The organism is Yersinia mollaretii ATCC 43969 (genome assembly GCF_013282725.1).
GTDB classification, from domain to species: domain Bacteria; phylum Pseudomonadota; class Gammaproteobacteria; order Enterobacterales; family Enterobacteriaceae; genus Yersinia; species Yersinia mollaretii.
The window spans coordinates 4,181,164-4,206,709 of record NZ_CP054043.1 but is presented as its reverse complement, the minus strand read 5'-3'; the positions used below and the strand labels follow the sequence as shown (position 1 = coordinate 4,206,709).

The window sequence follows — 25,546 nt, the reverse complement described above, 5'->3', positions numbered from 1 at the left end:
ATGGGCGGCAGTGTGATCACTGCCGCCACAGAACACTGTTGCCACAAAGAACCGACGCAACAGAGATAAGCTGAAAAGCAAAAGCCCCGTTATCTTATTCAGATAACGGGGCTTTTTATTGGTGCCGGCACCAAGAGTCGAACTCGGGACCTACTGATTACAAGTCAGTTGCTCTACCAACTGAGCTATGCCGGCGTAATTTGGCGGAAGGATAGAGATTCGAACTCTAGGACCTGTTACAGTCGACGGTTTTCAAGACCGTTGCCTTAAACCACTCGGCCATCCTTCCAATGAGCGGGATTATGATCTATAGCGTGATGATATGTCTAGTGTTTCATTTAAAAAAATTTGAAATTTGATTCGTTTGGTTAAACTTCACGCCGAAAATGGTCAAAAAAAGCCAAATTGTTCAAAAAACGGCCTAGTTGTAATTTCGTCGAACCCGATATTAGCCCGCGCCAAAAACAAAAAAACCGCACCGGAGAGAGCCGATGCGGTGGGTTATGACGAGTGACGATTAACTTTCAGTCACGGGTTTAGGGATCACCGTTGTTGATTCCTTCATGCCCAGCGGGTTATTTCCCCAACACTGCTCATATTTCCAGCCAGTCAGCTCTTCAGCCACTGCTCGAGCATGGGCAGGAATATCGGCCATGGCACCGCCAGCTTTGATGCGCTCAATCTCCTCCAGCAGAATTTTATGATTTTTGCGATCTAGCTTCATCTGTGTGGTGTAGTAAATAGCCACTAACGCCAGTGAGATCACCCCGATGGCAAACACGCCAACGATCGCTTGCACCGCAACTTCTGGCTGGCTCGATTGCCCCGAGACGAAGCCAAAGCGGCTCAACGTCCATCCCATGGCGAAGACAATAACCGAACGGGTCATTTTGCCCGCGAAGGTCATGGCACCCGCATAGATCCCTTCACGGCGACGGCCAGTTAAGACTTCATCGACATCCGCGAGGAAGGTATAAACTGTCCAGGGAATGTAATAAATACCGCCCGTGCTTAAGCCGAAAACTGCGGTGATGCAGAACAACACAATCACGGTGGTGGTTTGAGACCAACCCGTAAAATAGAGCGCGGCATAGGCAATTACACTGACAATCACCACTTGCAGGGCAATACGGAACGGGCGAGCGAAGCCCATTTTGACGCAGATGCCGATAAAGATGGCGGTAGAGATCAACTGCATGATTGAGCTGAAACTATTGAGCTGAGAAACCAGTGCGGCATCTTGACCCAGACCAAAAATAATAAAGTAGGTAAATGCGGAAGCGAACAACCATTCAGCACCAAAACCGAACAGATACATCCCCAGATGCTTGCGGAAAATTCGTAGGTGGAAGGTTGACGCCATATCCACACAGAGTTTTTTCAGTGCCTGACCTAAGCTGCTGGTGGTTTCCCGTACCACTTCGCTGGCCGGACGTTCCCAAGATGAGCTGTAGAGCCAAATCATCGCACAGCACATAATCAGGCCGTAGGCGATACCGGTATAGAGGAAGGGGGTCGCGGAGTCTTTGCCGTAAATCGCAATAAACTGGCCGGGAATGAAGGCGGCCAAAAAGTTGGCTACTTTACCAAAAATCGCCTTAGATCCGGTTAACTTAGAGCGTTTGGCAAAATCCGTGGTCATCTCGGTCGCCAGTGTTTCATAAGGCACCATGATGGAGGTGTAAATCAGTTCAAACAGCGCATAAGTCAGCAGGTAATACCAGAACCCGAAGCCGCTCATCCAGAGCATCGGATAGACCAATACCAGCGGGATACCTAGCAAGATAAAGAAGCGGCGGCGACCAAATAGGCGGCCCAGTCGGGTATTGTAGAAGTTATCGGTGATATAACCCATGACTGGGTTACTGATGGCATCAATAATGCTGGCGATGGAGAAAATAGTCGCGGCTTCGACGACAGACAGCCCGCAAAAGGTGGTGTAGAAATACATCAGCCAAGCGCCGCTGATGGCCAGCGCCCCACTGCCCAATAAGTTGGCACTCCCGTACGCCAACGTATGCCTTGTTGAAATCTGTTTACTCATTTTTACCGCCACCTCAAATTAAAACAATGTTTCATTAATAATGGATAATTGTTTTCTTTATATAGGCATGGCGTTTTTAAAAATGAGTGTTTGATCACGAAAAAGGGTTTTGCGGCCTGAAATAGTGCGAATTACAGTAAAAATTGATATGAATCAATTTGGTGGCGATTGGGGATATTCGGCAAAAAACGAAATATCCATGAGAATACGAATAAGCGATAATGCCTTTTTAGCGCAATCATGACCGTGACAAGTGTGGCAAGATTTTAATCAGCAAAGTGAAATATCATCACTACCATTAGGCCTACTGCTCTGCGTGTTAAAGTAGCTCTATTGAGCACGAATGAATTATGACGGGCGTAGCCCATGAATCTATGTTGGCTGCTATCGTGGCTAGCAGTGAAGGATGCCAAATGGCGAAGAAAAACCCCTATTATGATGCGAGTAAGCCACACCACACGGAGTTTGGATTCCAGAATCTGGAACCGGTTATTCATCATCCGCAAGATTTGAAGCGCTGGCGTGAAGAGCGAAAACGCCAATCACTGCCAAAACCGCCTCAGCAGGGGTATGCACAGTTTGTCCGTGACTGGTGGCAAGAGGCTGATTTCAGTGGTCAGCAAGATGCGTTGTGGTGGCTGGGCCATGCTTCGCTTTTACTCCGAGTCAGCGGGAAAACCGTGCTGTTTGACCCGGTGCTCTCCAGCCGGGCTTCGCCGCTCAATTTTTACGGGCCAGCGCGCAAAACCCCGGTTCCTGCGCGAGTGAAGGCACTGCCGCAGATTGATGTGGTGGTGATTTCCCATAATCACTACGACCATTTGGATGTGACGACTATCACCCAATTATTGCGCCGCTTCCCTGACATCACTTTTCTGTCCCCGTTGGGGCTAAAAAATTGGTTGCTGCAACACGGTGCTCGCCATGTCCACGAACTGGATTGGTGGGAGACACACCTTGCGGCCGAATTTGAGTTTCATTGTGTGCCAGCCCGTCATTGGAGTATGCGCACCCCCTGGGATCGCAACCAAAGTCTATGGTCGGGTTGGGTGGTCAAACGCGGTGAGATTAACTTCTATTTCACGGGGGATACGGGGTATTGCCCACAACTGCTGACCATTGGCGAAAGATTAGGGCCATTCAATTATGCGGCGTTGCCGATTGGGGCTTATGCGCCGCGCTGGTTTATGCAGGCACAGCACATGGACCCGCAGCAATCGGTACAGTTATTTCAGCAATTACAGCAACCCATAACTGTTCCGATTCATTGGGGGGTATTTGAGTTGGCTGATGAATCATTGGATGAGCCACCGGAGCAACTCAAGCTGGCGTTAAGTGAAGCGGGGGTGACGAACAATCATTTTGCTCCGATTAAAATTGGGGCGCGGATCTTACTGGGGTAGAGGCGTTTCAGCGGGTGAGATAACCCGCTGAAACCTAAGCTAATAGTCGAATTAGAGAGTATCGAGCTAAATCCTGAATTGATTCACCGCCCCAGTTAAATCAGCCGCCTGAGCCTGCAACGCCGCAGAGGCGGCTGTTGACTCCTGCACCAGCGCCGCATTTTGTTGCACCATGGTATCCAATTGCGCGACTGCGCTATTGATCTCATGGATGCCACGCATTTGTTCATCTGCCGCGTTGGTGATTTCCGACATAATGGTGGTGACATCAGACACGCTGCTGACAATCTCGGTCATGGTATTACTGGCCTGACGGACTTGACCCGAGCCTGATGACACACTGCTGACAGTGGATTCAATCAGCGTTTTGATCTCTTTCGCCGCCTGAGCACTGCGTTGTGCCAGTGTGCGAACTTCACCCGCAACCACCGCAAAACCACGGCCTTGCTTACCTGCTCGTGCCGCCTCTACAGCCGCATTCAGTGCCAGAATATTGGTCTGGAAAGCGATACCATCGATAACACTGGTGATATCACCGATTTTGCCCGACGCTGCCTCGATGGACTCCATCGTAGTGATCACTTTGGCGATCACTTCGCCGCCACGGGAAGCATCATTCGCCGCGGAGAGTACCGCCGTGTTGGCTTGTCTGGCGGCACTGGCCGACTGGGCCACGGTGGCTGAAATTTGCTCTAAGGCTGCCGATGTTTGCTGCAAGCTGGCGGCGGCAGACTCGGTTCGGCCCGAAAGATCCTGATTCCCCGCCGCAATTTCATTAGCCGCAATCCGCACTGACTCGCTGGTATCACGGATTTGTGCCATCACGGCACTGAGTTTGTCGGCAAATCGGTTGAATGACTCGGCGATTTTCGCCACTTCATCGCGGCCTTCGACCGGCAAACGCTGGGTCAAATCTTCCGTGCCAGAACTGATGGCATCCATCGCTTTATGCACATGGTTTAGGGGGAGCAGGGCGCGTTGAGTAATCAAACCAATAATCACCACGGCAATGAAAATAATGACAATCAAGGTGACCAGTGATGTTGTCAGCAGTGAGCGCATACCCGCAGTGGCATGGGCTTTATCCAGTGCAACCACGGTAAACCATTGCGTGCCAGGCACGGCTTGCGCGAGCAGCAATTTACTCTGGTCGCCGATGTCGGCAACAATAGGATCAGTAGCCGTTAACAGGGTTTTAAGATCCAATGTCGGCGCGATGTCACTCAGTGGCTTGAGGGTTAACTGTGCATCGAGATGCGCGATAATTGTGCCATCGGCATCAATTAGCATACCGAAGCTATCATCCGTTGGGTGTATGGATTTCACGTTTGCAATTACGCTATCCATGGTGACATCGGCCGCTAATACCCCTTTAACACTCCCATCTTGAATAATCGGGAGTGCAAACGTCACCACTAATTGGTTGGTTCCCGCATCGACATACGGCGGTGTAACCACAGGTTTACCTGCTTTTACCGCCTGTAGATACCATGGACGCCCGGTGGGGTCGTAACCTGCGGGGATGCCGTCGGGATTAGAAAAAGTGGCTGTCTTATTAGCGTAACCAATATAAACGTTAATGAAATTGCCCGCAGCAGCCACTTGACGCAGGGCTGCGGTCGGATCAGCCGTCAGCGCACTCTCTTTTAGCGACACAATCATTTGTGTTTTCGTCGCCACCCAGTCTGCAATCCCAACACCATGACTCGCGGTAACGGCGGTCAATGTGTTATCGATTGCGCTGCTGTTATATTTGTTAGCAACGGAGTAGTTAAAATAAGTGTTAATGGCGAGCGAGCCTGCCACGATGATGATGCAGGCAGCCAAGATACGTGAACGAATGGAATCAAGCATAGAGCGTCCTAAATAAATGGGAAGGCATGATTCAAGTAACGGCTTGGCAGGGAAAAACTTGAGCTGAGTCACAGTAACAAAGCGCGATAAGTGCGCCATTGTTAATGCTTGTTTATGTAACAGTGACAGAAGTGAGGGATTTTGTTGCTATCGATATCTAATAAAAACATAAACTTGCTAACTGCATCGCTTAAAATTTAATGATAAGAATAAAAATAATGTTGAAAAAAATAGTGATATTTAAAGTGTAAATTCAGCCTAAATACGGGTACAGCGAGTGTGTACCGGGCGCATTGAAGCTGGGATGGGTCACTACAATTCATAGGTGTGATTGAAATTTATACTGCAAATCCGCAGAAACTGTTTGGTTTTGCTGGGTGACACTTGCTCTATCAGAAATAGCCGCTGATTCACCCAGATAATCTCATCTCAAGACTCAGTAACCAGCCATTCGTCTGCTTCATCAAACATCTCTTCAACCAAGCGATTGAGCACTGATTTTTCCTGTTTGTTGGCATCAGTGTTGATACCGTTAGCCTGCATCGCTTTGACCTTAACGTCAGCACCTGGAAACACACGATGTACACGTTTGGTTAACTCAGCCTTAATCATTTCACCGGCATTAGTTAGGCCCGCGACATTCCGTTTGTCATAAATCAATTCAACGCGCATGGATTTTTCCTAAATGAGTAATTAACTGTGTTAATGTACAGTGTTTTTGGGTGTAAAACAACGAGATTACCACTACTCTAGGAAATTAAATCACTTTTATAATTATTTATATGGTAATTAAACAACCGCAAGTGATTTAATGACTAATCACCTGCGGCTGTTTTTTATACGGGATATTATCTGACTGTTTATACAGGTAATTTAGATTTTTTTAGCCGTCCGGTTAGCAAGATAACCGTCATGTGAGGCTAATCTATTTGTAACCAGCGAGCATCGACCACCACGCCCACGATTTTGCAGTTACCTGTTAGCTCGATGAGCCGGTAGGCGGGATTCAGGGGTTTCAAATATTTAACGCCCGCATCGACAATGAGCTTCTTAAATGTCGCTTCGTTATCATCCGTCAGTTTCGCGATAACAAAATTACCCGGCATCGGCTCTTTTTCTGGATCAACCAGAATAATCATGCCTTCCGGGAAGCTGATACCCGAAGGGGAGGTCATGGAGTCGCCTTTCACACTGAGCCAAAATGCACTGTCGTGCGCATTTTTAGTCGACTCTGGCCAGATCTCAATATCACGCAAGGTGTAAGGCTCTATGGCTTCATACCAACTGCCCGCACTGATCCAACTGATCAAGGGATAACTGTTGGCGACAGAACCCGTCGGTTTGTCTTTTAACCCAGAGCGAGTCGATATTGACAGGCTCTCGGCCATTTTCGCCAACTCCTTTGCCAGTGAGGGACTAAAGCTGCTGATAGGCTCATTGAGTACTTTGGCAAAAGCGGCGGCGTTGGTCACATTCAGTGGATTAATGCCGTTGAGGAATTGATTCACGGCACTCTGACCCACCCCTAATTCGTGCGCAACCGACTCCTGGGATATACCCAGTGCTTTTTTCTTGGCGTTAAACAGCTCTTTCAGCCGCTTAGCGTCGTCTAACTGTTCTGGCGTCAATGGCTTCTTTTTCATGGCTCAATTTTATTACCGTTAGCAATAATATCCAATCACCTGCGGTATTGACTATAAAATCACTTGCGGTAATAATCAATCAAAACATATAAGAGAAATGTATGAGAACGCACCTGCAACAGGTACTGCCCGCAGTGTTAGCGGCCTGAGTTGCTCTGGTTATCACAAGAAGACGGCAGCCTGACTCATCGGTGGTTTCCGTTGTTGCGCAATCGATAGGCTGAGGTGTCATCGCCTGACCCCGCCTTTGTGGAGTAGTTATTTATGAGTTCAATCAGCGGTACGCAAACTGGAAACCACAGCGTGAAGCATCAGAGCATGAGAGATATTCAATTAGTCTTGGCGCGCTGGGGAGTCTGGGCGAAGTACAGCTCAGGGCTGGATTATTCCTCTATTGCAGCGGGCTTCAAAGGGCTATTGCCCGATAATTCTAAAAGCAAAGCATCCTGTTGTGATGATGATGGTTTAGTGGTGGATGGTTGCATTTCTCGGCTAAAGCAGTATCGGCCGGATGAGTATGAATTGATTATTCGTCATTACGTCCTTAATCAATCTAAGCGGGCAATTGCACGTCAGCAGAAAAGAGATGAAAAATTAGTTAGGATTAATATGCAGATGGCCGAAGGGTTTATTGATGGCTGCCTAGCAATGTTAAATGTAAAATTGGAAATGGACCCTTTAATCGAAAATTTACATATTTATGAAAAAACAGTAACACGGTCCGCAAAAAGTGTATTAGTCTGACATAACTGCCTTATTGGTTACGCAATTAAAAACATTTCAGAACCCGCTAAGGCGGGTTTTTTTGTTATTATTCAGCGCTATTTTTAGCCCAGAAAAATAATGATAAAAAAAACTAACGCGGTCCGCATAAAGTGGTTTAGTCTGATATCACTGGTTCGTTACATACTGATTAATCAATAGGAAAGCCCCGCATTGTCGGGGCTTTCCTGTTTCTGTTGGTAATACGTGCAGTGTATCGATAGGAGAAAATAAATGAATGAACAAAGTCAGCTGCCGTATTGGTGGACAGGCACACTTGCCTTATTTTCGGCGCTGAGCCTGCAAGATTACATCTTTATTCTTGGAACAATAATTAGCATTATTTTTACCATCAAAACCTATTACGTCAATTTGCGTGAAAAAGACGCGATAGTGAAAGAGGAGCAGCGACGGACAGAAATATTGCGAAATTTTCTGCGTAATAAGTCCGGAGCGGATATTCCCGCCGCCATTGCTGTATGTCACGACGCATTACATAAAATAGGGCGCTGATATGACACCGACTCTTCGCAAAAAGGTGTTTGCCGCAGCGGCAGGGGGAGCACTCGCCATCGCGGCGGCACTATTGGGTGGGCACGAGGGATTGGAGGGCCGCCAACACACTGCTTATTACGATGTCGCGGGCGTCATGACCCTGTGTGATGGTCACACTGGCAGCGACATTATTCGTGGCAAACAGTATAGCGATCAAGAGTGTGACGCCATGCTGCAACGGGACTTGCTGCCAGTGAAAAGGTGGGTTGATGGCGCAGTGAAGGTGCCATTGGGGGATTACACCCGTGCCGCGCTCTACTCCTTCACTTATAACGTCGGTCGTACCGCATTTCTCAACTCGACCTTATTAAAGAAACTGAATAGCGGCAATTTTACCGCCGCTTGTGAAGAGTTGCGGCGCTGGATCAGGGCGGGGGGCAAGCAGTGGCCGGGCTTGATTAATCGACGCGAGATCGAGCGCGAATTGTGCTTAATACCGCCCGCCAAGGAGGCGTCATGAATCGAATCGGGGGCGGTGTTATTCCCACAGGAGAAAATCATTTATCAGGAGGGTCACCATGACATTTATGACGGGCAGATCGCCCATTTTCTATTGGGTGAAATTATGAATGCAGCTCAAATTAGGCAACTGGCCGCTACGGCGTTACTGGGCAAAACAGATGCTGAAGATCGTATCTATTCAACTGACATATGGCCAGTCACCCCTTATCCGGCCATTTTGTTGCAAACGCCCATTGAAGTAAAAGAGTCCATTGGCCGCAATGCGCCGCAGTTTAAAACCACCACCACACTGCGCATCATCGGCCATATTCAACTGAGTGAGGCGGATAACCGCATTACAGAGGCCGCATCGGCACTGGAGCGATTGTGCGAACAAATTCAGCGGGCGGTGATTAACAGCTATGAACTGACTCGCCAAATTCAGCAATTTGCCAAGGTGCGCACCACCATGGGGATCGACACCAGCAGCGAGCACTATTTTGCTGAAGTCAAAGTTGAGTTGGATCTCGAATATTACCAAGGGCCGGAAGATTTCTTCCCGCTGGACAGCCGCCCACTACAGGGCATGGATATCACGATTGATATGCCCGATGGCACCCTTGATCCCCTGATCGCCATTACCTTCCCGGAGTAATTCTATGTTCGTCAAACCTATGGCAGGTCGCGCAGTGCGCGATCCGGTCAAGGGCACCTTTTTGCCTGAATTCGGCGCAGAGGTTCCCAATAACCCATTTTGGCATCGTCGCATACACGACGGTGATGTGGTGCAGGTCGTTGCTCAATCAGCGGAATCTGCACTTGAAGTGTTAACAACGGAGAGTACAAAACTATGACCATTCCTTTCACTCATATTCCTAGCAATCTGCGCACGCCACTGTTCTTTGCGGAGTTTGATAATTCCCAAGCCAATAGTGCGAGCACCCCTCAGCGGACCCTGATTATCGGGCAAACATTGGCGGAAAGTACTTTACCCGCTGATATCCCGGTGCTGGTTTCATCGGCCGCTACGGCCGCCAACTTAGCCGGTGCTGGCTCGATGCTGCATGGGCAGATGACCGCCTATCTGGCAAATGATACGGCGGGTGAAGTTTATCTTTTACCGCTAAGTGATGCTGATTCGATGGTGGCAGCCATCGGCAAAATCACGGTAAGCAGCCCGGCATCCGCGACGGGAGTGATTTCACTCTACATCGGCGGTATCCGTGTGCAGACCACCGTGGTGGCAACTGATGATGTCAGCACTATTGCCACAGCACTGGCTGCCGCCATTGAGGCGAAAGCGGAGCTACCGGTCACCGTCGTGCATACCGGCGACAGTGTTTCTGACGGCGCAGTGCTGGTATTGGCCGCAAAAAACAAGGGGGCGCACGGCAATAACATTGATATCCGCCTGAATTATCTGGGCAGCGCGGGCGGTGAGATCACCCCAGACAGCTTGGTACTGACAATTGTGCCGATGGCTGGCGGGGCGGGGGCACCTGATCTGGCGGCGGGTCTGGCAAATTTGCAGGATCGCACCTTCGATTTCATTATCAACCCCTATACCGACACCACTTCGCTCGATGCCATCAAAGCATTTTTATCGGATAGCACCGGGCGCTGGAGCTACAGCCAGCAGTTGTACGGCCACAGTTTTGCCGCTCAATCCGGCACCTATGGTCAGCTCACGGCGGCGGGCGAGTTGCGCAATGATCAACATGCTTCTTTGTTGGGCATCCATAACTCACCGACACCGGCCTATATTTGGTCGGCTGCCTATGTGGGGGCGATTGCACAAAGTTTGCGCAACGATCCGGGCCGACCCCTGCAAACGCTGGCGGTCAGTGGGGTGCTAGCGCCGCCACTGTCCAGCCGTTTTACCCTGACTGAGCGCAATAATCTGCTGCACAGCGGCATCTCGACGGTGACCGTGGCTGACGACGGCACTGTTCAGGTAGAAAACATCATCACCACTTATCAGACCAACAAATACGGCGCTGAGGATGATAGCTACCTGCAAATTGAGACGCTGTTCCTGCTGATGTTTGTCACCCGCTATCTGCGTACCCAAGTGACCTCCAAGTTTGCGCGCATGAAGTTGGCGGCGGATGGCACCCGCTTTGCCCCCGGCTCAGCAATCATCACCCCGAATGTCATCCGTGCTGAGCTGATTGCTCAGTATCAAACTTTGGAATTTAACGGCTACGTTCAGGATGCCAAAGGCTTCGCCCGTGGGCTGATTGTGGAGAAGAGCGCCACGAATCCTAATCGAATCGATGTGCTATGGACGGGCGTGCTGATTAATCAGCTACGCATCTTTGCGGTCCTCAACCAATTCCGTCTGCAAGCGGCGGTTTAACGGTCAACCCGTTAATTGTCGATAAGTTAACCATATCAATTAGTTACCCCCCCCCTTAACTATTGAGCTGTCGGCTCATTAACAGCCGACGCTTTAAGAATAAAAAAGGAAATAAATTATGAGCAATACTTCAAACCGCCTAGCGGGTACAGCCTATGTCACTGTGGATGGCATCACCATTATGGTAGCCGGTCAGTTCAAATACAGCCCATCAAAGGTCAAACGCGAAACGGTGATGGGCATGGACGGGGTACACGGCTACAAAGAGACGGTGGTTGCCCCTTCAATCTCCTGCACCCTCCGCGATAGCGGTGGCGTCTCCATCAGTGACTTTAACGACCAGACAAACGTCAACATTGTTTGTGAATTGGCGAATGGAAAAACCATCATCGGCAGCGGCATGTGGTCGGTCAGCACCTTGGTGGTCGATAGCACCGAAGGCACCGTGGATGTGAGTTGGGAAGGCGGTTCGGTGACGGAGAATTAAGATGACTGAATTGGAGCGCAGTAAAACGATTTCGCTGGTCAAGCCCATCTCGCACGACGCCACCAAAACCACCTATGAGGTCGTTGAACTGAGTGAGCCAACACTGTTACAGGTGCAGCAATTCTACGATGAGCAGACCAAATCCGGTTCGCTCAGCGGGATGGGGCTGCTGATTGCCTTGGTGTCTGGTGTGCCGCGTGAGGCGATTAAAAAGATGGCCTTCACTGACTATAAAGTCTGCGAGGTCTACATGATGGGTTTTTTAGCCTACTCCCCAACGGGGGACCATGGCGCGAAATAATCGCTGACGCTACTTACTACTATAGCTGGGGGCCGGGCGATGCCTGGTCCCTGACCTACAGTAAATTACTATGGTGGTGCCAGCAGGCCGAGCGGATTAATAAAATTAAGGCTGGCAAAAATGGCTGATAAATACAAAATTGATGGGGTTCCTCCACAGAATAAAATAGTCAACTCTCTGGATAAAATAGAGCTTTGGCGTGGGCGGCTTAATGTTCCTTATGCTATTGCTTCCGAAGTATTAGGCATTGCTATTAATGACGCGAAACAAGCTGCCACAATAGAGAATGCAGCTCAAAATGTAAGTGCACCTATTGATCAATTCAGTCAGGTTATTGGCGCTATGCGCATTCTCGGTACTGAGAAAATAGCTGCGCTCAACTCAACTCAACAGCTCTATAGCACGTTAAATAACATGTTATGGGGGCGTAATGAGCAGGGAGTGACACAGTTAAGTGACTTCGGCTACGACGTTATCAGCAATGAAAATGGCACGGCGGATGTGCCTGCAACATTGACCAACATTGCCAGAGATTTTCCACAAATGGCACCCAAAGCTCAGAGTAAACTGATCGAAGCTCTTGGTGGTGAAGACAGTGGTGCCATTGAGTTACTGAGAGAGGGAGTACGACTAAATGATTTACTCGCCAAATCAACTCACTATGGATTAACCATTGATCCTGAACTTAATACTCAACTGACGCACTTAAACCGGCAGACTAATGAATTAGGGATGGCTTGGGAAGGTTTAAAACAAAAAGTATCTAATGCTGGAGATAGAATGCTCGTCTCCGATGGTTCTGTAGCTGATGGTATTGGTGGCTTAACTGATTTATTGACATATGGTGCCGATAATTTTGCCATTCTTCGCAGTTTCGGCGTAATTAACGGTGCTGACTCGGAGAAAATGCGCTGGGCTTATAATGAACCCGATTTTAATCAGAAACTTAATTGGTATGAGACGATGATGCTTAATAGCGGTCTGATGACTGATGGGTTTCGTAAGAAATATCAGGCTTATCACGAGTCTAAAAATACGGAGACAATAAATAGTCAAACTCAAGATATCGGGGTTATTCCTGCACTTCGGCCAGTTCAAATGGAACCTAACCCATTAACTGATCTTTTTAATCTTGGACCCGTCGCTGAAGTTGACTCTCAGATATCAACCCAAAACACTTGGCGTAATAATCGGGCCACCGATCCTAATGCACCAGATCCTTATTCCCTCTGGTCGCCATCGGCTATTTCATCGGCGGGTGCTGATGCCAGCGGTGTTTCGGTCAATGCCTCACCCATTGATACGGAATCAACGGGCGGAGTGAATTTGAGGGCTATTGCCGATGTTATTGCCACCGCCATGCAAAATAACCGGGTGCAGATCGAACTGACACTCATTGATGGCCGAACGGGGGAAACCTCGGTTATTCCCGCACAGGGTGGTGGCCGGATCAGTTACGCCATGGCAATGCCAATGTAATGCAGCCCTTAATATCACTTCAATTTCGTCATAACCCGCTTCGGCGGGTTTTTTACTTTCTATCCTAAGCATCCTGTATAGGAGAACGAAATGTCACTTATCGGCAATACATTATCCGCGCTATTGGGCGAGGGTAGCGACAATTGGCAATGGTCGGAACATCTGCACCAAGCATCGTTTCGTGGTGTTCCTTTTGTGATTGATAAAAGCGCCAGCAACTTTGGCCGCCGTCAGGTGGTCCACAGCTACCCTTATCGCGACACCAGCTATATCGAAGATATGGGGCGCAGCGCCAGAACCCTGTTGTTAAGCGGATTTCTGGTGCAAAACAGTCAGATATACACTGCACCAGATGTGATGACACAGCGCGATTCATTGATCGCCGCCTGTGAAATGCCCGGTGCCGGAACATTGGTTCATCCGACACTCGGCGAAATGATGGTCAGTGTCACCGATAGCGCACTGAAAATCGATGAAAACAGCGCCAATGGGCGCGTCTTCGCCTTCACACTCACGGTGGTTGAGTCTGGTTTACGGGCCTTTGCTATCACCGGCGCGGCAGAAATTGGGACTTCCATTCAATCTTCCTGGCTGGGCTTGAGCGCCAAAGCCGTCGCTGGTTTTATCTCAACAGTGAAAGGTGAAATGCGCTCGGCCACTCAGGCGATAAAAACCCTGAAAAATACGGCGGCATTTTGGGGGCGCATGGTCACCAACACCACCAATGAAGCCAGTAATCTCGGCAATGCACTGCGCTCAACCTTGGGCCGTAACCGCTATGGCCGCTTCAATCATGGCACTGTCGGTGGCAGCAGCTCAGGCGCAACCGCCGTCGTGAGCCAGCAAAGTGACACCAATAATTTGCCCGCATTGGTAGCCCAGCGGCTGGCGTTGACGGTTGAAGGGCAAGCCGCGATTGATGCGGCCATCGAGGCGTTACTCAGTGCGAGCAGCATTGATGGGTATGCTGGCAAGGTGCTGGCACTGGTCAATGCCCTATTAGCCAGCGGGATCAGTACCTTAGATATTATCCGCCTGATGGAAAACCTGACGGCAATCCGTGACGACAGATTTCTCGCCAACAGCAGTGACGTAGCTGTTATGGATGCCAGCCATCATTTAATGATGACCCTCTGTGCCGGAGGCATGGTGTCTGTCGCCGCCCAATATCAGCCGGAAAGTTATGACGATGCGGTCGCGGTACTGGGCCGAGTCTGCGCGGTGATTGACGACACTGCACTGGCAGCGGCCGATCGCGGCAATGATGAAACCTACTCGGCACTGATGCTGATGCGAGAGTCGATTGTGGCGCTGCTGCAACAGGCGGGGGCGAATTTATCGCGTGTCGGTGAAGTCAGCTTTAACCGCTCACTGCCTGCTCTGATGCTGGCAAACCGCCTCTATCAGGATGCATTACGGGGCGATGGGCTAGTCAAAATGGCCAATCCGATTCATCCGGCATTTATGCCCGTTCGGTTTAAGGCATTGAACTTATGAATGAGCAACGGATAAGTGATGACCTCACACTGGAGGTAGGCGGCAGGGCAATCACCGGCTGGAGTAAGGTTCAGGTGACGCGCAGCATTGAAAAGTTACCCAGCAGCTTTGAGTTATCACTAATGGATCGCTATCCCGCCAGTGAGGGGCAGCAATGGGTCAACCCCGGCGATCGCTGTGTGGTGAAGCTGGGCAAAGACATAGTGCTCAATGGCTATATCGACAGCTGGGATAGCAGCATCACCGTCAACACCCATGAGGTCAGCGCCAAGGGACGCAGCCAATGTCAGGATCTGGTGGATTGCTCCGCCGAGTGGCCTAACAGTGTGATCAGCCAATCCACGGCATTGCAAATTGCGCAAAAATTAGCCGCACCTTATGGCATCAAGGTGACCTCTGATATCGCCGACATGACCGTCGTGCCGCAATTTACCTTGAATTGGGGGGATACGGCGCAAGCGGTGATTGAGCGAGTGACTCGCTGGGCGGCGCTACTCTATTACGACCAGCCGGATGGTCATTTATATCTGACTCGCGTTGGCACCCGTCAAGCGGCCAGCGGGGTGGCGCAAGGCGTCAATATTCTCAGTGCCAGCCTACATACTGATATCAATCAGCGCTTTATTGATTACACCGGGGTATCCCTCTCCAGCAACGCGATTACCCGACGGGCCGCGTCCGGTGGCAATAATACGTCGGCCTTGGTCAGAACGCAGGATACCGCGCTGGCTGAACAGTTCCCCGATCGCCATCGTCACCAAATCATTATCGTCGAAAGCACCATGAACTCCGCGAATTTGGTCAAAGATAGCCTCGATTGGGCTATCAATCGCAAAAATGGCCGTTCCAAAGTGCTCAAGGTGCAAGTGGACAACTGGCGTGATCGAAATCAACAACTGTGGGAAGTCAACTCACTGATTCCTATCACTATCCCGGCTTTAGGGCTGAAAGATGAATTGTGGCTGCTGGCCGAGGTTATTTATGTCAAAGACGCCAAAGGGACAGTGGCGAACATGACATTGATGCCGCCTGCGGCCTTTGCTATTCAGCCCAATAAAACCAAATGAAACAGAGGGTTAATCATGAATGATGTCAGCGGACAAATCTCGACGCTGTATCGACAGATCAAGATGTTGCTGGGGATCGGGCGGGTCAGCGCTTCTGATGACAGTGACGGGGTGCAATCCGTGCAGTACCAAACGCCGCTGGAGGTGCACAGCAACACGCCACGGCTGGCGGAGTTCGGCTTCTCTTCCGGCCTGCCTGCCGGCAGTGATGTGGTGATTGGCTTTCTGGGCGGAGATCGCTCCAGCGGCCTGATCATTGCCTCTAACCATCCGGCTTATCGCCATACCGGGCTAAAGGCGGGGGAAACCGTGATCTATTCCCAGTGGGGGCAGTTTATCAAACTAACCGAAAACGGGGTGATCATTGAGGCCCACCATCAACCCGTCATCATCAATAACGCCACGGAGGTGACGGTCAATGCCTCAGTCAAAGTCCGGCTGAACACCCCGTTACTGGAGGTTAGCGGCGATATCATCGATAACGCGGGCAGTAATTCTACCACGCTGAAAACCTTACGTGACGCCTATAACAGCCACAATCATCAACTCAAAAACGTACAGTCGGGCAGTGCCACTCTCACCAGTGAAACACCCGCGAAGGGGGTGCGATGACCACCGATATTAAAACAGTTTGGGATGTCGATCGTTCGCTGGGCGACTGGCGGACGGGTCATGGCGGCTTACTGGATGGTGATGATTTACACACTGCCATTCTGCTGAGTCTATTCACTGACGGCTTGGCGCGGGTGGATGATGCCTTTGACGGCGATGACCGACGAGGCTGGTGGGGCGACACTGGGGCGGCATCGCCCATTGGATCGCGGCTGTGGTTGCTGCGGCGACAAAAGCTTACCTCGCAGGTTGCCATCAAAGCGGAAGATTATGCCGCACAGGCGCTGGCTTGGCTGACGGAGGATGGTGTGGTGGCGGCCATCAGCACCCGTGCAGAGAGAGTCTACCCCAACACACTGCGGCTAGTGATTACTTACCAACAGCCGGGTAAAACTCAATCATCAGTTAAATTTTCATGGGTATGGGAGGAGTAATTCATGCCATTTAATCGACCCACATTAAGTGAATTGCGGCAACGAAATCAGTCATATATCCAATCGGAGCTGAAAACCGGCGGCAATTTACTGCGTTTTTCTAATATCGGCGTGATCAGTGATGCGGACGCCGGGATGGCACATCTGCATTACGGCTATCTGGATTACATTGCCCAACAGGCCACGCCTTACCATGCGACGGATGAGTATCTTGCGGCTTGGGCGGCGCTAAAAGATGTCTACCGTAAAGCCGCGATGCCAGCCCGTGGTGCGCAAATCCGCTTCAGTGGCATTGCGGGCCGAGTCATTCCGACAGGGCGGTTACTCAATCGGGCGGACGGCTATCAGTATCGACTGGATAAAGAGGTTGATATCACCGCTGATGGCAACGCATTTGGCGAAATTACGGCTATTTTACCCAGCCCGTTGGATGATGCCACGGGCGGCGGCAACCGAGGTAACAGCGAGTCAGGGACCCTGTTGACACTGGATATCGCCATTGACGGGGTACAGGCCACGGCGACGGCGCTGAGCCCTATCAGCGGTGGTGCGGATATTGAATCCGAAGAGGCATTTCGCTCTCGAATGCTATTGGCCTACCAGAATGTTCCGCAAGGGGGTAATGACACTGATTATCAATCTTGGGCGCTGGCCGTGCCGGGTGTCACCCGATGCTGGGTGAAGCGGCGCTTGATGGGAGCGGGCAGTGTCGGGGTGTACATCATGTGTGATGATAATGATCACGATGGATTCCCGCAGGGCAGTGACGGTATCTCATCACTGGAGAGTTGGGGGGCAGTCAAAGCTACCGGTGACCAAGGGCGGGTGGCTGACCGCATTTATCTGGAACAACCGATTATCGCCTTGGTTTATGTGTGCGCACCCGTGGCACAACCCATTGATTTTATTATCAGCGGTATCCCTTATGCGGACAATGAAACCACGGCGGCCATTAATGCCGCAATTGACGAAGTTTTTTTCACCGAAGGCGAACCCGGTGGCAAAATCCTCTGGTCATCACTGTTGCTGGCGATCGGCGAGGTGGCGGGCACCAGCGGCTTTATTATGCAATCTCCTACGGCCAATATTGAGCTGGAAACAGGTAAAATCCCCGTCAGGGGTACAGTGAGTTACCTATGAGCCGCTATTCTGTCAGTGAATATACCGGAGCATTACAAGCATTAATGCCGATGGGGTTAGTCTGGCCACGGCAGCCCGATGGGGTACAAACCGAGGTGTTGCGGGCGCTGGCGAATGCCTATCAGCGCAGCGACGAAGAGGCTCAGGATCTGCTCACAGCCGCGTTTCCGGCAACGGCGACAGCCATGCTGCCCGAGTGGGAGGCCACCGTTGGGCTGCCGGATCTCTGTGCTATCGGCGAAGTTGACAGCATGATCCAGCGCCAACGGGCAGTTGTGTCGAAATTGTTTGGTATCGGCGGGCAGTCAGCGGCCTATTTTATCCGCGTGGCAAAAGCGCTGGGTTATGTCATTACCATCACCCAATATCGGCAAGCTTGCGCGGGGATGTCTGTTTGCCGTGATGCACTCAACGGCGAGGAGTGGCCATTCACGTGGCTGATTACTGCGCCGGAAACCACGATTCATCATGCTCAGTGTGGATTGACCTATTGCCGCGATCCGCTGCGCTCATGGGGTAATAAACAACTGGAGTGCCGCATGGCGGTGTTAAATCCGTCTCATGCCATTCTGAAGTTCGGCTATATCAATTAATCATATCCATTAATTAACCCTATTCACTCCCCAAGTACTCAGGGGGTATCTATATCGCTTTAATCAGTGAGGTTTTACTATGCAAAAAATTGGAGATATTCCTAATACGCGCGCCGATATTAATGGCGAATTTACCGACGGCAATGTCGCCGGTGGGGTTCCACCAACGATATTACCCGCCGAATGGTTTAATACCTTGCAGCGGGAATTAATGAGTGTTCTGTCTGCTGCGGATATTGAGGCCGATAGCGATCAGTTTAATCAAGTTGCCGCCGCTATTTCAAAACTGATCAGTAATGGTATTGAGGGCAGTGATTTTCTTCAGGCGGCAAATCATCTTAAGGAAATTAAAAACGCCGGTGCCGCAGCGGTCGCCGAGACTCTCGCAAACCTTGGTTTAAGTGGCGTCGAAAATGGACGACTAATTAAGACATCAGTGATTGCTGATACACAGGTGTTCCACGCTCAAGAAAAAACAAAATTTATTCGCGTGCGCCAAATCGCTGGAGGGGCGGCGTCAGGCGCGGCATCAGCCACAGGATCATCACAAAATACAATCACATGCCCGGGTGGGATCGGCGTATATGCAGAGGCCCTCTTTTTCTCGAAGTTTGACAGTGTATTGGTCACCATTGGTGAGGGTGGGCAGCCGCGTCTTGGTAACGGCTTCAATGGGGGGGATACTTCATTTGGTAATCTCCTTATTTGCTCCGGCGGCATTGGGTCTTTAGTCGGTAATTCAATCACTCCGCCGGGCTATTCCAGCCCACAAGGCACTACTTCAGCACCCACGATTGACCCCGCCGGAGTATTGCTTTGTAGCGAATATGGGCAGCCAGTAGATCCGGCAGTTCTCATTGCAATAGGTGTTGCAACAAATTATCACTCAACCGCTCGATCTAAACTCGGTAACGCAGGCATAGGCGGAAGCGGACAACTTCGCGCTAGTAATGCTACTCAAATTCAGGGTATGGCCGGATTTAAAGGCGTAAGCATTGTGGAGGAATATTCATGAGTAGCTATGCAATAGTTAATGCGGATAGGCTAATTGTTAACGTGATAGCAAAGGTGAAAGAAAATAGAAATCATTGCTTATCTGGCAGGGCCACAAGATCCAGAAGATTTCCCTCATCAGGGTGAGATTGAAACTGATGATCCGAAGTGGGCTATCTTTTATAACAAAGTGCATATGTGGATAGATGGATTACCGGAGCCGACGACATCTAAACGTTAAAATGAATGGCCGCTGATTTGCGGCCATAAATTCAACTATCTTGAATCTAGTTTTGTGCTAAGAGGCCGTTCAATAAATTCACTACTCTCCGCAGCCACAACCCCTCGTTACTCCCACCGTTTCATGCTAAATTCATCTATCTCAGGTCATTGCATCGTTTCAGGTATCAGTATGTTTACATATAAAGAAATATCCGCGTTAAACGAACTGGAATTGATTGTTTATAACTACATCATAAAAAATACCGACAAAGTGATGTATATGACCATCCGAGAGCTGGCTGATGCTGCGGGAGTTTCGACCACCACGGTTTTACGTTTCTGCAAGAAAATGAACTGTGATGGCTATTCTGAATTTCGGGTGCGTTTTAAACTCTATTTAGAACACGATGACAAACCGCCCGTCAGTTTTGGTATCAGTGAAATAATCAGCTATTTTAAAAGTATTAATAATAGTGAGTTTGATGAATTATTAGATACGGCGGCGGCCCAAATAGCAGCCACTCAACGAATTATATTTGTTGGCATCGGCACCTCCGGTGCATTAGGGAAATACAGCGCGCGTTTTTTCTCTAATATTGGTAAATTTAGCACCTATATTGATGATCCCTATTATCCTATCAACAGCGATATGTATCAGGATGCTATTGCTATCATCCTCTCCGTATCCGGCGAAACAGAAGAAATTATTCGCCTTGCCAACCAATTTAGCCTGCATAAATGTAAAATAATCAGTCTGACCAACAGTGAAAACTCGACACTGGCTAAAATGGCCGACCTGAATATCTCCTACCATATGCCCCCTATTGTCCTTGAAGGGCAATATAATATTACCACCCAAATTCCGGTGTTATATATTATTGAAACCATAGGCAAAAAACTCCCGCAATTAACGCATCAATAAGCACCCTAAAACAGGGTGTTTTTTACATGTGACATATTCCAAATCGCGATTTTTGTTATATCGTGACTTCATTTTCCTTTTTGCTAAACTCCATTCTGAGTCAAATAAAAATACTAATAATAAGCCAGTAACGTTCTGCTTACCTTATACTCAGTACCTTGACAGGAGATGAATAATGGCAATTGATTACGCATTGGCCGCGCAGGAAATTATTAAATATATTGGTGGCGATAATAATGTGATTAATGTCACACATTGTGCGACACGTTTACGTTTCATCTTGAAAGATAATAAAGTTGTCGACAAAGAACGGCTCAATCGCGTTAAAGGGGTCATTACCGTCATTGAGGCGGGTGGGCAAATGCAGGTGGTGATCGGTAATCACGTTGGCGATGCTTATCAGCACGTTACTCGCTTGATTAATATTGATGAAAGCGCCCCGATTGCAGCCCCCAAGGTGGGCATTGTTAGCCGCCTGATAGATATTATCTCCAGTATCTTCGCTCCCTTTCTTTATCCGCTGGCGGCATGCGGTATCTTGCAGGGGATTATCTCCTTTCTTGCCGCGATCGGTTGGATGGATGCAGCGAGTGGCACCTACCGTATTTTAAATTTTGTTTCATGGACTGGTTTTACTTTCTTGCCCGTGATGGTGGCCTTTACCGCCGCGAAAAAATTCAATGTGAATCCCTTTACCGCCGTGATTACCGCCTGTGCGCTGATCAGCCCTGATTACATGAATATGCTGACGGCCAATAAAATCACTACTGTCAATTCAGCGGACCCGGCTGTTCAGCAATTGATGCATGAAGCGGTGAATAATCCGCAGGTCGCCCATATTTTAAATACCATAGCCGGCATTCCTTTATCATCCCCGACCTTGGATTTCTTCGGTATTCCCGTGCAATACCTGAGCTATACCGCCTCGGTTATCCCGATCATTTTGATGGTTTGGGCAATGTCTTACGTGCAACGATTCTTTGAACGTATCTTGCCGATGGTGGTGCGTAACCTGTTCACCCCGATGTTTTGTATTGCCATTATGGTGCCATTAACACTGCTGGTTTTCGGCCCCATCGGTAACCTGATTGGGGGAGCCATTGGCGGTGTTTACAACACGCTTTACAATCTAAGCCCCGCCATTGCTGGGTTTATGGTCGGTGCTTTTTGGCAGCCATTGGTCACCTTGGGGGTTCACTGGGGCATTACGCCCGTCACTGTCGGCAACTACGCGACTCTGGGCTATGACACCTTTACTGGCCTGCAAGCTTCCGCCGTCTTTGCCATGGCAGGCACGATGTTTGGCGTTTACTTAAAAACCCGCAATCGTGAAATGAAAGGTATTTCACTGTCGGCTGGCCTCACAGCACTGTTCGGGATTACCGAGCCGGCCATTTATGGCGTGGCCCTGCGGTTGAAAAAACCTTTCTTATGCAGTTGTGCCGCAGGGGGGATCGGTGGGGCGATTGCCGGTTCGTTTAATGCCGTGTCGTGGAGTTACTGCTTGCCGGGTATCGCGGTCTTGCCGGTCTTCTTTAAAGAAGGGCATATGACACAATTTCTCGGGCTTCTGCTCTCTATCACCGTGGCATTTGTATTAGGTGCGGTTTTCACTTGGCTGGTGGGTTTTACTGATGAGCCAGAGAGCGCGGATCAAAGTGAGAAAACCGCTGAGACACCAATGGCGCAGGCACAGATGAATCAGGGCTAAAGTATTTTCATCTTCGGGCGGGCAATGACCCGTCGTTGATTTCCATTTTCAGGGCGTAGGGTTGCCCATAGTGCTAAGGGAGAAAGTGATGAGTTACAAACAATTACCGAAAGATTTCTTATGGGGCGGCGCAGTCGCAGCACATCAGGTCGAGGGCGGCTGGGATAAAGGCGGTAAAGGCGTAAGCATTGCCGATGTACTTTCCGGCGGTTCGCACGGCGTTGATCGGGTCATGACCGATGGCGTGCAAGAAGGTTACCGCTATCCGAACCATGAAGCCGTTGATTTTTATGGTCATTACAAAGAGGACATCGCGCTATTTGCTGAGATGGGCTTCAAGTGTTTCCGTACCTCTATTGCTTGGACGCGCATCTTTCCAAATGGCGATGAGCAACAACCGAATGAAGCGGGCCTGCAATTCTACGACGATATGTTCGATGAATTACTGAAATATGGCATTGAACCGGTCATTACATTATCTCACTTCGAGATGCCGTGGCATTTGGTGAAAGAGTACGGCGGCTGGAAAAACCGTCAAGTGGTAGACTTCTTCGTGAAATTCAGCGAAGTGGTGATGGAGCGCTATAAAAGTAAAGTTAAATATTGGATGACTTTCAACGAAATTAATAACCAACGCAATTGGAAATATCCCCTGTTCGGTTATTGCTGCTCGGGTGTGATATTCACCGAGCAAGAAAATCCTGAAGAGACCATGTACCAAGTGTTGCATCATCAATTTGTTGCCAGCGCTAAAGTGGTAAAACTCGGTCATGCGATTAATCCAGAGTTCAAAATTGGCTGTATGGTCGCGATGGTGCCGCTGTATCCTTTCTCCTGTCATCCAGATGACATGATGTATTCTGTCGAAGCCATGCGTGAGCGTTATCTATTTGGTGACGTCCATATGCGCGGTTACTACCCATCATACATCCTGAATGAGTGGGAGCGCCGTGGATTCACTATCCATATGGAAGAGGGTGATCTCGAGACTCTACGTGAGGGTTGTGCTGACTACATGGGGCTGAGCTATTACATGAGTAATGCCGTTTCTGCGGTCAATCCGGGGAGCGGCAACTCACTTTCTGGTTTTGAAGGCAGTGTCCCTAACCCGCACGTCAAAGCGTCAGACTGGGGATGGCAGATTGATCCCGTCGGCTTACGTTATTCATTGAGCGTATTATATGAACGCTATCAAAAACCGCTGTTTATTGTTGAAAACGGTTTTGGTGCCATCGATAAAGTGGCCGACGACGGTATGGTCCACGACGACTACCGCATTGCTTATCTGAAAGCCCATATTGAGCAGATGAAAAAAGCGGTATTTGAAGATGGCGTTGATTTAATGGGATACACCCCATGGGGCTGCATTGATTGTGTATCATTCACCACTGGTGAATACAGCAAGCGCTATGGCTTTATCTATGTAGATAAAAATGATGACGGCACTGGCACCATGGCGCGTTCACGTAAATTAAGCTTTGACTGGTATAAAAACGTTATTTCCAGTAACGGCGAAGTGCTTTAATACCTAGATAACCCATCATCTTGGAAAAGCCGCTCAATGATATGAGCGGCTTATTATATTACTGTCATTAAAGAAAATGTGACACTGCAATATCTCATCATCTTGCTTATTACTTTTACCCTATTAGAGATAATAGTTATCCGATTAACACTATTGTTTAATCTTTAAATTAAGCCATTTTTGAATTTCAAACTGATACTGATATTTAGCGTGGAATTGCCTCAATGATCGAGACATAACTTCCAGTATCGATGATTCGATTAAGCTTCAAATCTGCGCTGGCCAGTAGTGTTTTCAACTCATCCTCGGTTCGCGCTTGCCCCCCATCAAAACTACCCAGTAATAGAAGATCGATCTCTTTTCCGCCTTGCCAAGTATCCTCTCTGGATATTACCGGCTCTAAGATGAGCACTTTTGAATTTGGCCGCATGGCATTGCGACAACTGCGTAATATCTTGCTGGCTTGCTCTTCAGGCCAATCCATCGTGATATATTTTAATAAATAAATATCTGCCGAAGGGCAGCTCTCAAAGAAATTACCTGACTGAGTTTTCCAGCGAGAATCATCGCCTAATTCGCCCAGACGGTTTCTTGCCAAAACAGCAGGGCGATCGAATAAAATGCCGTGGAGCGTGGGATTATGCTGTAAAACTTTCAACAATAATCCGCCGAACCCCCCCGCAATATCAACCACTGTGGCATTTTCAGGGAAGTCATAACTGCGGACCAAAAAGTTATTTTCTACGGAGGACATCGACGACATACCTGTATGGAAATCACTATCTGACTCGGGAATATTTTCTTGTGACCAGTACTCATAAAAAGACATTCCGAATGCCTGTTTAAAGGCCGATTCACCTCGTAGATTTTCGACTAAATTACCCAGTGGGAGCCAGAAGGTTTTATCCGTCAGCATCAATACGGCGGAGCGAAGTGAATTATTATTATCTGTGCGAAGGAACTCTGCTGCGGGAGTTAGCGAGAATTGGCCATTTTCCGATTCTGCAAAGATATGTCGCGAGGCCAACATGCGTAATACACGATTTAACAGACGCCAATCCGCGCCCACCGCTTGCCCAATTTCTTCCGCTGTTTTCGCCCCTTTTACCAGATGATCGGCTACCCCTAAAATGGCTGCGGCACGCAATGAGGCCTGAAAAGTAAACCCCATCGCCTGCTCCAATAAATACAATGCAGCAGTATCACCTTCATACTTAAGTGGATTATTATCGACCATGAAAATACCTTCCAATAATGGATGTGACTATATACAGGTGCAATAAAGACAGATGCAACTATACTCATTAGGATAGTAAATATATCCATAAGAAATGTAGTTCACGAAATTGAATTATTGCAAATAGTCTATAGTGCTAATTAAACTCATTGGCCAGGAGATAAGGGGCAATGCAATGAAAACCCTAAGATTTAATTATTAATAATATTTATGTATTCACTTATTATTCATATTGAAAATTAATGTTTTTGATCTGCGGGTGCAT

At 49.0% G+C, this 25,546-nt stretch carries 25 protein-coding genes and 2 tRNA genes; 20 read left to right on the top strand and 7 right to left on the bottom strand.

The window, feature by feature from the left end:
• Positions 1–119 precede the first annotated feature (119 nt).
• From HRD69_RS18690 to HRD69_RS18680, 3 genes are all read right to left on the bottom strand, one after another.
• A tRNA-Thr gene (locus tag HRD69_RS18690) sits at positions 120–195 on the bottom strand.
• A 6-nt stretch (positions 196–201) separates the two neighbouring features.
• A tRNA-Ser gene (locus tag HRD69_RS18685) sits at positions 202–289 on the bottom strand.
• A 228-nt stretch (positions 290–517) separates the two neighbouring features.
• Positions 518–2,044 carry an MFS transporter gene (locus tag HRD69_RS18680; protein ID WP_032814003.1) on the bottom strand — a complete coding sequence of 509 codons (1,527 nt, stop codon included), beginning with the start codon at positions 2,042–2,044 and terminating at the stop codon, positions 518–520.
• A 374-nt stretch (positions 2,045–2,418) separates the two neighbouring features.
• Here HRD69_RS18680 and HRD69_RS18675 point away from each other — a divergent pair, with 374 nt between their 5' ends.
• Positions 2,419–3,447 (top strand): MBL fold metallo-hydrolase, encoded by a 1,029-nt coding sequence (locus tag HRD69_RS18675; RefSeq protein WP_004874698.1) that lies wholly within the window; start codon positions 2,419–2,421, stop codon positions 3,445–3,447.
• 66 nt (positions 3,448–3,513) lie between these two features.
• Here the strand turns inward: HRD69_RS18675 and HRD69_RS18670 are convergent, their stop codons facing one another.
• The 3 genes from HRD69_RS18670 to HRD69_RS18660 all read right to left on the bottom strand — a co-directional run bounded on the left by HRD69_RS18670 (position 3,514) and on the right by HRD69_RS18660 (position 6,944).
• On the bottom strand, positions 3,514–5,301 hold the full coding sequence (locus HRD69_RS18670) for a methyl-accepting chemotaxis protein (protein ID WP_004874699.1): 1,788 nt from the start codon (positions 5,299–5,301) through the stop codon (positions 3,514–3,516).
• A gap of 429 nt (positions 5,302–5,730) precedes the next feature.
• Complete coding sequence (locus HRD69_RS18665) at positions 5,731–5,973, bottom strand: DinI-like family protein (RefSeq protein WP_004874700.1); 243 nt, start codon at positions 5,971–5,973, stop codon at positions 5,731–5,733.
• Positions 5,974–6,221: 248 nt separating this feature from the next.
• Positions 6,222–6,944: a LexA family protein gene (locus HRD69_RS18660; protein WP_004874701.1), complete on the bottom strand. Its 723-nt coding sequence runs from the start codon at positions 6,942–6,944 to the stop codon at positions 6,222–6,224.
• 318 nt (positions 6,945–7,262) lie between these two features.
• Between HRD69_RS18660 and HRD69_RS18655 the strand changes: the two genes are divergently transcribed.
• The 19 genes from HRD69_RS18655 to HRD69_RS18565 all read left to right on the top strand — a co-directional run bounded on the left by HRD69_RS18655 (position 7,263) and on the right by HRD69_RS18565 (position 24,044).
• Positions 7,263–7,688 (top strand): antiterminator Q family protein, encoded by a 426-nt coding sequence (locus HRD69_RS18655; RefSeq protein WP_279625220.1) that lies wholly within the window; start codon positions 7,263–7,265, stop codon positions 7,686–7,688.
• Positions 7,689–7,940: 252 nt separating this feature from the next.
• On the top strand, positions 7,941–8,219 hold the full coding sequence (locus HRD69_RS18650) for a hypothetical protein (protein ID WP_004874703.1): 279 nt from the start codon (positions 7,941–7,943) through the stop codon (positions 8,217–8,219).
• A gap of 1 nt (position 8,220) precedes the next feature.
• On the top strand, positions 8,221–8,721 hold the full coding sequence (locus tag HRD69_RS18645) for a lysozyme (RefSeq protein WP_032814006.1): 501 nt from the start codon (positions 8,221–8,223) through the stop codon (positions 8,719–8,721).
• A 105-nt stretch (positions 8,722–8,826) separates the two neighbouring features.
• Positions 8,827–9,357, top strand: a complete 531-nt coding sequence (locus HRD69_RS18640; RefSeq protein ID WP_032814026.1) for a hypothetical protein — start codon at positions 8,827–8,829, stop codon at positions 9,355–9,357.
• A 4-nt stretch (positions 9,358–9,361) separates the two neighbouring features.
• The gene (locus tag HRD69_RS18635) at positions 9,362–9,556 is read left to right on the top strand and encodes a DUF2635 domain-containing protein (protein ID WP_032814007.1); all 195 of its coding nucleotides are present in this window, start codon (positions 9,362–9,364) and stop codon (positions 9,554–9,556) included.
• A complete protein-coding gene (locus tag HRD69_RS18630; protein WP_004874706.1) occupies positions 9,553–11,061 on the top strand; it encodes a phage tail sheath subtilisin-like domain-containing protein in 1,509 nt (502 codons plus the stop codon). Before HRD69_RS18635 ends, HRD69_RS18630 begins: the two co-directional genes overlap by 4 nt.
• A gap of 118 nt (positions 11,062–11,179) precedes the next feature.
• On the top strand, positions 11,180–11,548 hold the full coding sequence (locus HRD69_RS18625) for a phage tail tube protein (RefSeq protein WP_004874707.1): 369 nt from the start codon (positions 11,180–11,182) through the stop codon (positions 11,546–11,548).
• Between the two features lies 1 nt (position 11,549).
• Entirely contained in the window at positions 11,550–11,849 is a 300-nt protein-coding gene (locus tag HRD69_RS18620; protein WP_004874708.1) for a phage tail assembly protein, read from the top strand.
• Between the two features lie 120 nt (positions 11,850–11,969).
• Positions 11,970–13,328: a hypothetical protein gene (locus tag HRD69_RS18615; protein WP_004874709.1), complete on the top strand. Its 1,359-nt coding sequence runs from the start codon at positions 11,970–11,972 to the stop codon at positions 13,326–13,328.
• 90 nt (positions 13,329–13,418) lie between these two features.
• A complete protein-coding gene (locus HRD69_RS18610; protein WP_004874710.1) occupies positions 13,419–14,825 on the top strand; it encodes a DNA circularization protein in 1,407 nt (468 codons plus the stop codon).
• An 11-nt stretch (positions 14,826–14,836) separates the two neighbouring features.
• Positions 14,837–15,892, top strand: coding sequence for a phage baseplate assembly protein (locus tag HRD69_RS18605; RefSeq protein WP_032814027.1), 1,056 nt, complete (start codon positions 14,837–14,839; stop codon positions 15,890–15,892).
• Positions 15,893–15,907: 15 nt separating this feature from the next.
• Entirely contained in the window at positions 15,908–16,504 is a 597-nt protein-coding gene (locus HRD69_RS18600; RefSeq protein ID WP_004874712.1) for a phage baseplate assembly protein domain-containing protein, read from the top strand.
• Positions 16,501–16,938 (top strand): phage GP46 family protein, encoded by a 438-nt coding sequence (locus tag HRD69_RS18595; protein WP_032814008.1) that lies wholly within the window; start codon positions 16,501–16,503, stop codon positions 16,936–16,938. Before HRD69_RS18600 ends, HRD69_RS18595 begins: the two co-directional genes overlap by 4 nt.
• Positions 16,939–16,941: 3 nt before the next feature.
• Entirely contained in the window at positions 16,942–18,078 is a 1,137-nt protein-coding gene (locus HRD69_RS18590) for a baseplate J/gp47 family protein (RefSeq protein WP_004874714.1), read from the top strand.
• Positions 18,075–18,671 (top strand): YmfQ family protein, encoded by a 597-nt coding sequence (locus HRD69_RS18585; protein ID WP_032814009.1) that lies wholly within the window; start codon positions 18,075–18,077, stop codon positions 18,669–18,671. The genes HRD69_RS18590 and HRD69_RS18585 overlap by 4 nt, the downstream gene beginning before the upstream one ends.
• 79 nt (positions 18,672–18,750) lie before the next feature.
• Positions 18,751–19,686, top strand: coding sequence for a hypothetical protein (locus HRD69_RS20695; RefSeq protein ID WP_004874716.1), 936 nt, complete (start codon positions 18,751–18,753; stop codon positions 19,684–19,686).
• A 390-nt stretch (positions 19,687–20,076) separates the two neighbouring features.
• Positions 20,077–20,808: a MurR/RpiR family transcriptional regulator gene (locus HRD69_RS18575; RefSeq protein WP_004874718.1), complete on the top strand. Its 732-nt coding sequence runs from the start codon at positions 20,077–20,079 to the stop codon at positions 20,806–20,808.
• 175 nt (positions 20,809–20,983) lie between these two features.
• Complete coding sequence (locus HRD69_RS18570; RefSeq protein ID WP_004874719.1) at positions 20,984–22,519, top strand: PTS transporter subunit EIIC; 1,536 nt, start codon at positions 20,984–20,986, stop codon at positions 22,517–22,519.
• An 88-nt stretch (positions 22,520–22,607) separates the two neighbouring features.
• On the top strand, positions 22,608–24,044 hold the full coding sequence (locus HRD69_RS18565; RefSeq protein ID WP_032814010.1) for a 6-phospho-beta-glucosidase: 1,437 nt from the start codon (positions 22,608–22,610) through the stop codon (positions 24,042–24,044).
• Positions 24,045–24,249: 205 nt separating this feature from the next.
• On the opposite strand, the gene HRD69_RS18560 is transcribed toward HRD69_RS18565, so the two are convergent.
• A complete protein-coding gene (locus HRD69_RS18560; protein WP_004874721.1) occupies positions 24,250–25,281 on the bottom strand; it encodes a methyltransferase in 1,032 nt (343 codons plus the stop codon).
• Between the last annotated feature and the right edge of the window lie 265 nt (positions 25,282–25,546).

Bases quoted from the DNA above. Each gene is read 5' to 3' on its own strand.
- HRD69_RS18680 (WP_032814003.1), bottom strand. From the start codon at position 2,044: ATGAGTAAACAGATTTCAACAAGGCATACGTTGGCGTACGGGAGTGCC.
- HRD69_RS18675 (WP_004874698.1), top strand. From the start codon at position 2,419: ATGTTGGCTGCTATCGTGGCTAGCAGTGAAGGATGCCAAATGGCGAAG.
- HRD69_RS18670 (WP_004874699.1), bottom strand. From the start codon at position 5,301: ATGCTTGATTCCATTCGTTCACGTATCTTGGCTGCCTGCATCATCATC.
- HRD69_RS18665 (WP_004874700.1), bottom strand. From the start codon at position 5,973: ATGCGCGTTGAATTGATTTATGACAAACGGAATGTCGCGGGCCTAACT.
- HRD69_RS18660 (WP_004874701.1), bottom strand. From the start codon at position 6,944: ATGAAAAAGAAGCCATTGACGCCAGAACAGTTAGACGACGCTAAGCGG.
- HRD69_RS18655 (WP_279625220.1), top strand. From the start codon at position 7,263: ATGAGAGATATTCAATTAGTCTTGGCGCGCTGGGGAGTCTGGGCGAAG.
- HRD69_RS18650 (WP_004874703.1), top strand. From the start codon at position 7,941: ATGAATGAACAAAGTCAGCTGCCGTATTGGTGGACAGGCACACTTGCC.
- HRD69_RS18645 (WP_032814006.1), top strand. From the start codon at position 8,221: ATGACACCGACTCTTCGCAAAAAGGTGTTTGCCGCAGCGGCAGGGGGA.
- HRD69_RS18640 (WP_032814026.1), top strand. From the start codon at position 8,827: ATGAATGCAGCTCAAATTAGGCAACTGGCCGCTACGGCGTTACTGGGC.
- HRD69_RS18635 (WP_032814007.1), top strand. From the start codon at position 9,362: ATGTTCGTCAAACCTATGGCAGGTCGCGCAGTGCGCGATCCGGTCAAG.
- HRD69_RS18630 (WP_004874706.1), top strand. From the start codon at position 9,553: ATGACCATTCCTTTCACTCATATTCCTAGCAATCTGCGCACGCCACTG.
- HRD69_RS18625 (WP_004874707.1), top strand. From the start codon at position 11,180: ATGAGCAATACTTCAAACCGCCTAGCGGGTACAGCCTATGTCACTGTG.
- HRD69_RS18620 (WP_004874708.1), top strand. From the start codon at position 11,550: ATGACTGAATTGGAGCGCAGTAAAACGATTTCGCTGGTCAAGCCCATC.
- HRD69_RS18615 (WP_004874709.1), top strand. From the start codon at position 11,970: ATGGCTGATAAATACAAAATTGATGGGGTTCCTCCACAGAATAAAATA.
- HRD69_RS18610 (WP_004874710.1), top strand. From the start codon at position 13,419: ATGTCACTTATCGGCAATACATTATCCGCGCTATTGGGCGAGGGTAGC.
- HRD69_RS18600 (WP_004874712.1), top strand. From the start codon at position 15,908: ATGAATGATGTCAGCGGACAAATCTCGACGCTGTATCGACAGATCAAG.
- HRD69_RS18595 (WP_032814008.1), top strand. From the start codon at position 16,501: ATGACCACCGATATTAAAACAGTTTGGGATGTCGATCGTTCGCTGGGC.
- HRD69_RS18590 (WP_004874714.1), top strand. From the start codon at position 16,942: ATGCCATTTAATCGACCCACATTAAGTGAATTGCGGCAACGAAATCAG.
- HRD69_RS18585 (WP_032814009.1), top strand. From the start codon at position 18,075: ATGAGCCGCTATTCTGTCAGTGAATATACCGGAGCATTACAAGCATTA.
- HRD69_RS20695 (WP_004874716.1), top strand. From the start codon at position 18,751: ATGCAAAAAATTGGAGATATTCCTAATACGCGCGCCGATATTAATGGC.
- HRD69_RS18575 (WP_004874718.1), top strand. From the start codon at position 20,077: ATGTTTACATATAAAGAAATATCCGCGTTAAACGAACTGGAATTGATT.
- HRD69_RS18570 (WP_004874719.1), top strand. From the start codon at position 20,984: ATGGCAATTGATTACGCATTGGCCGCGCAGGAAATTATTAAATATATT.
- HRD69_RS18565 (WP_032814010.1), top strand. From the start codon at position 22,608: ATGAGTTACAAACAATTACCGAAAGATTTCTTATGGGGCGGCGCAGTC.
- HRD69_RS18560 (WP_004874721.1), bottom strand. From the start codon at position 25,281: ATGGTCGATAATAATCCACTTAAGTATGAAGGTGATACTGCTGCATTG.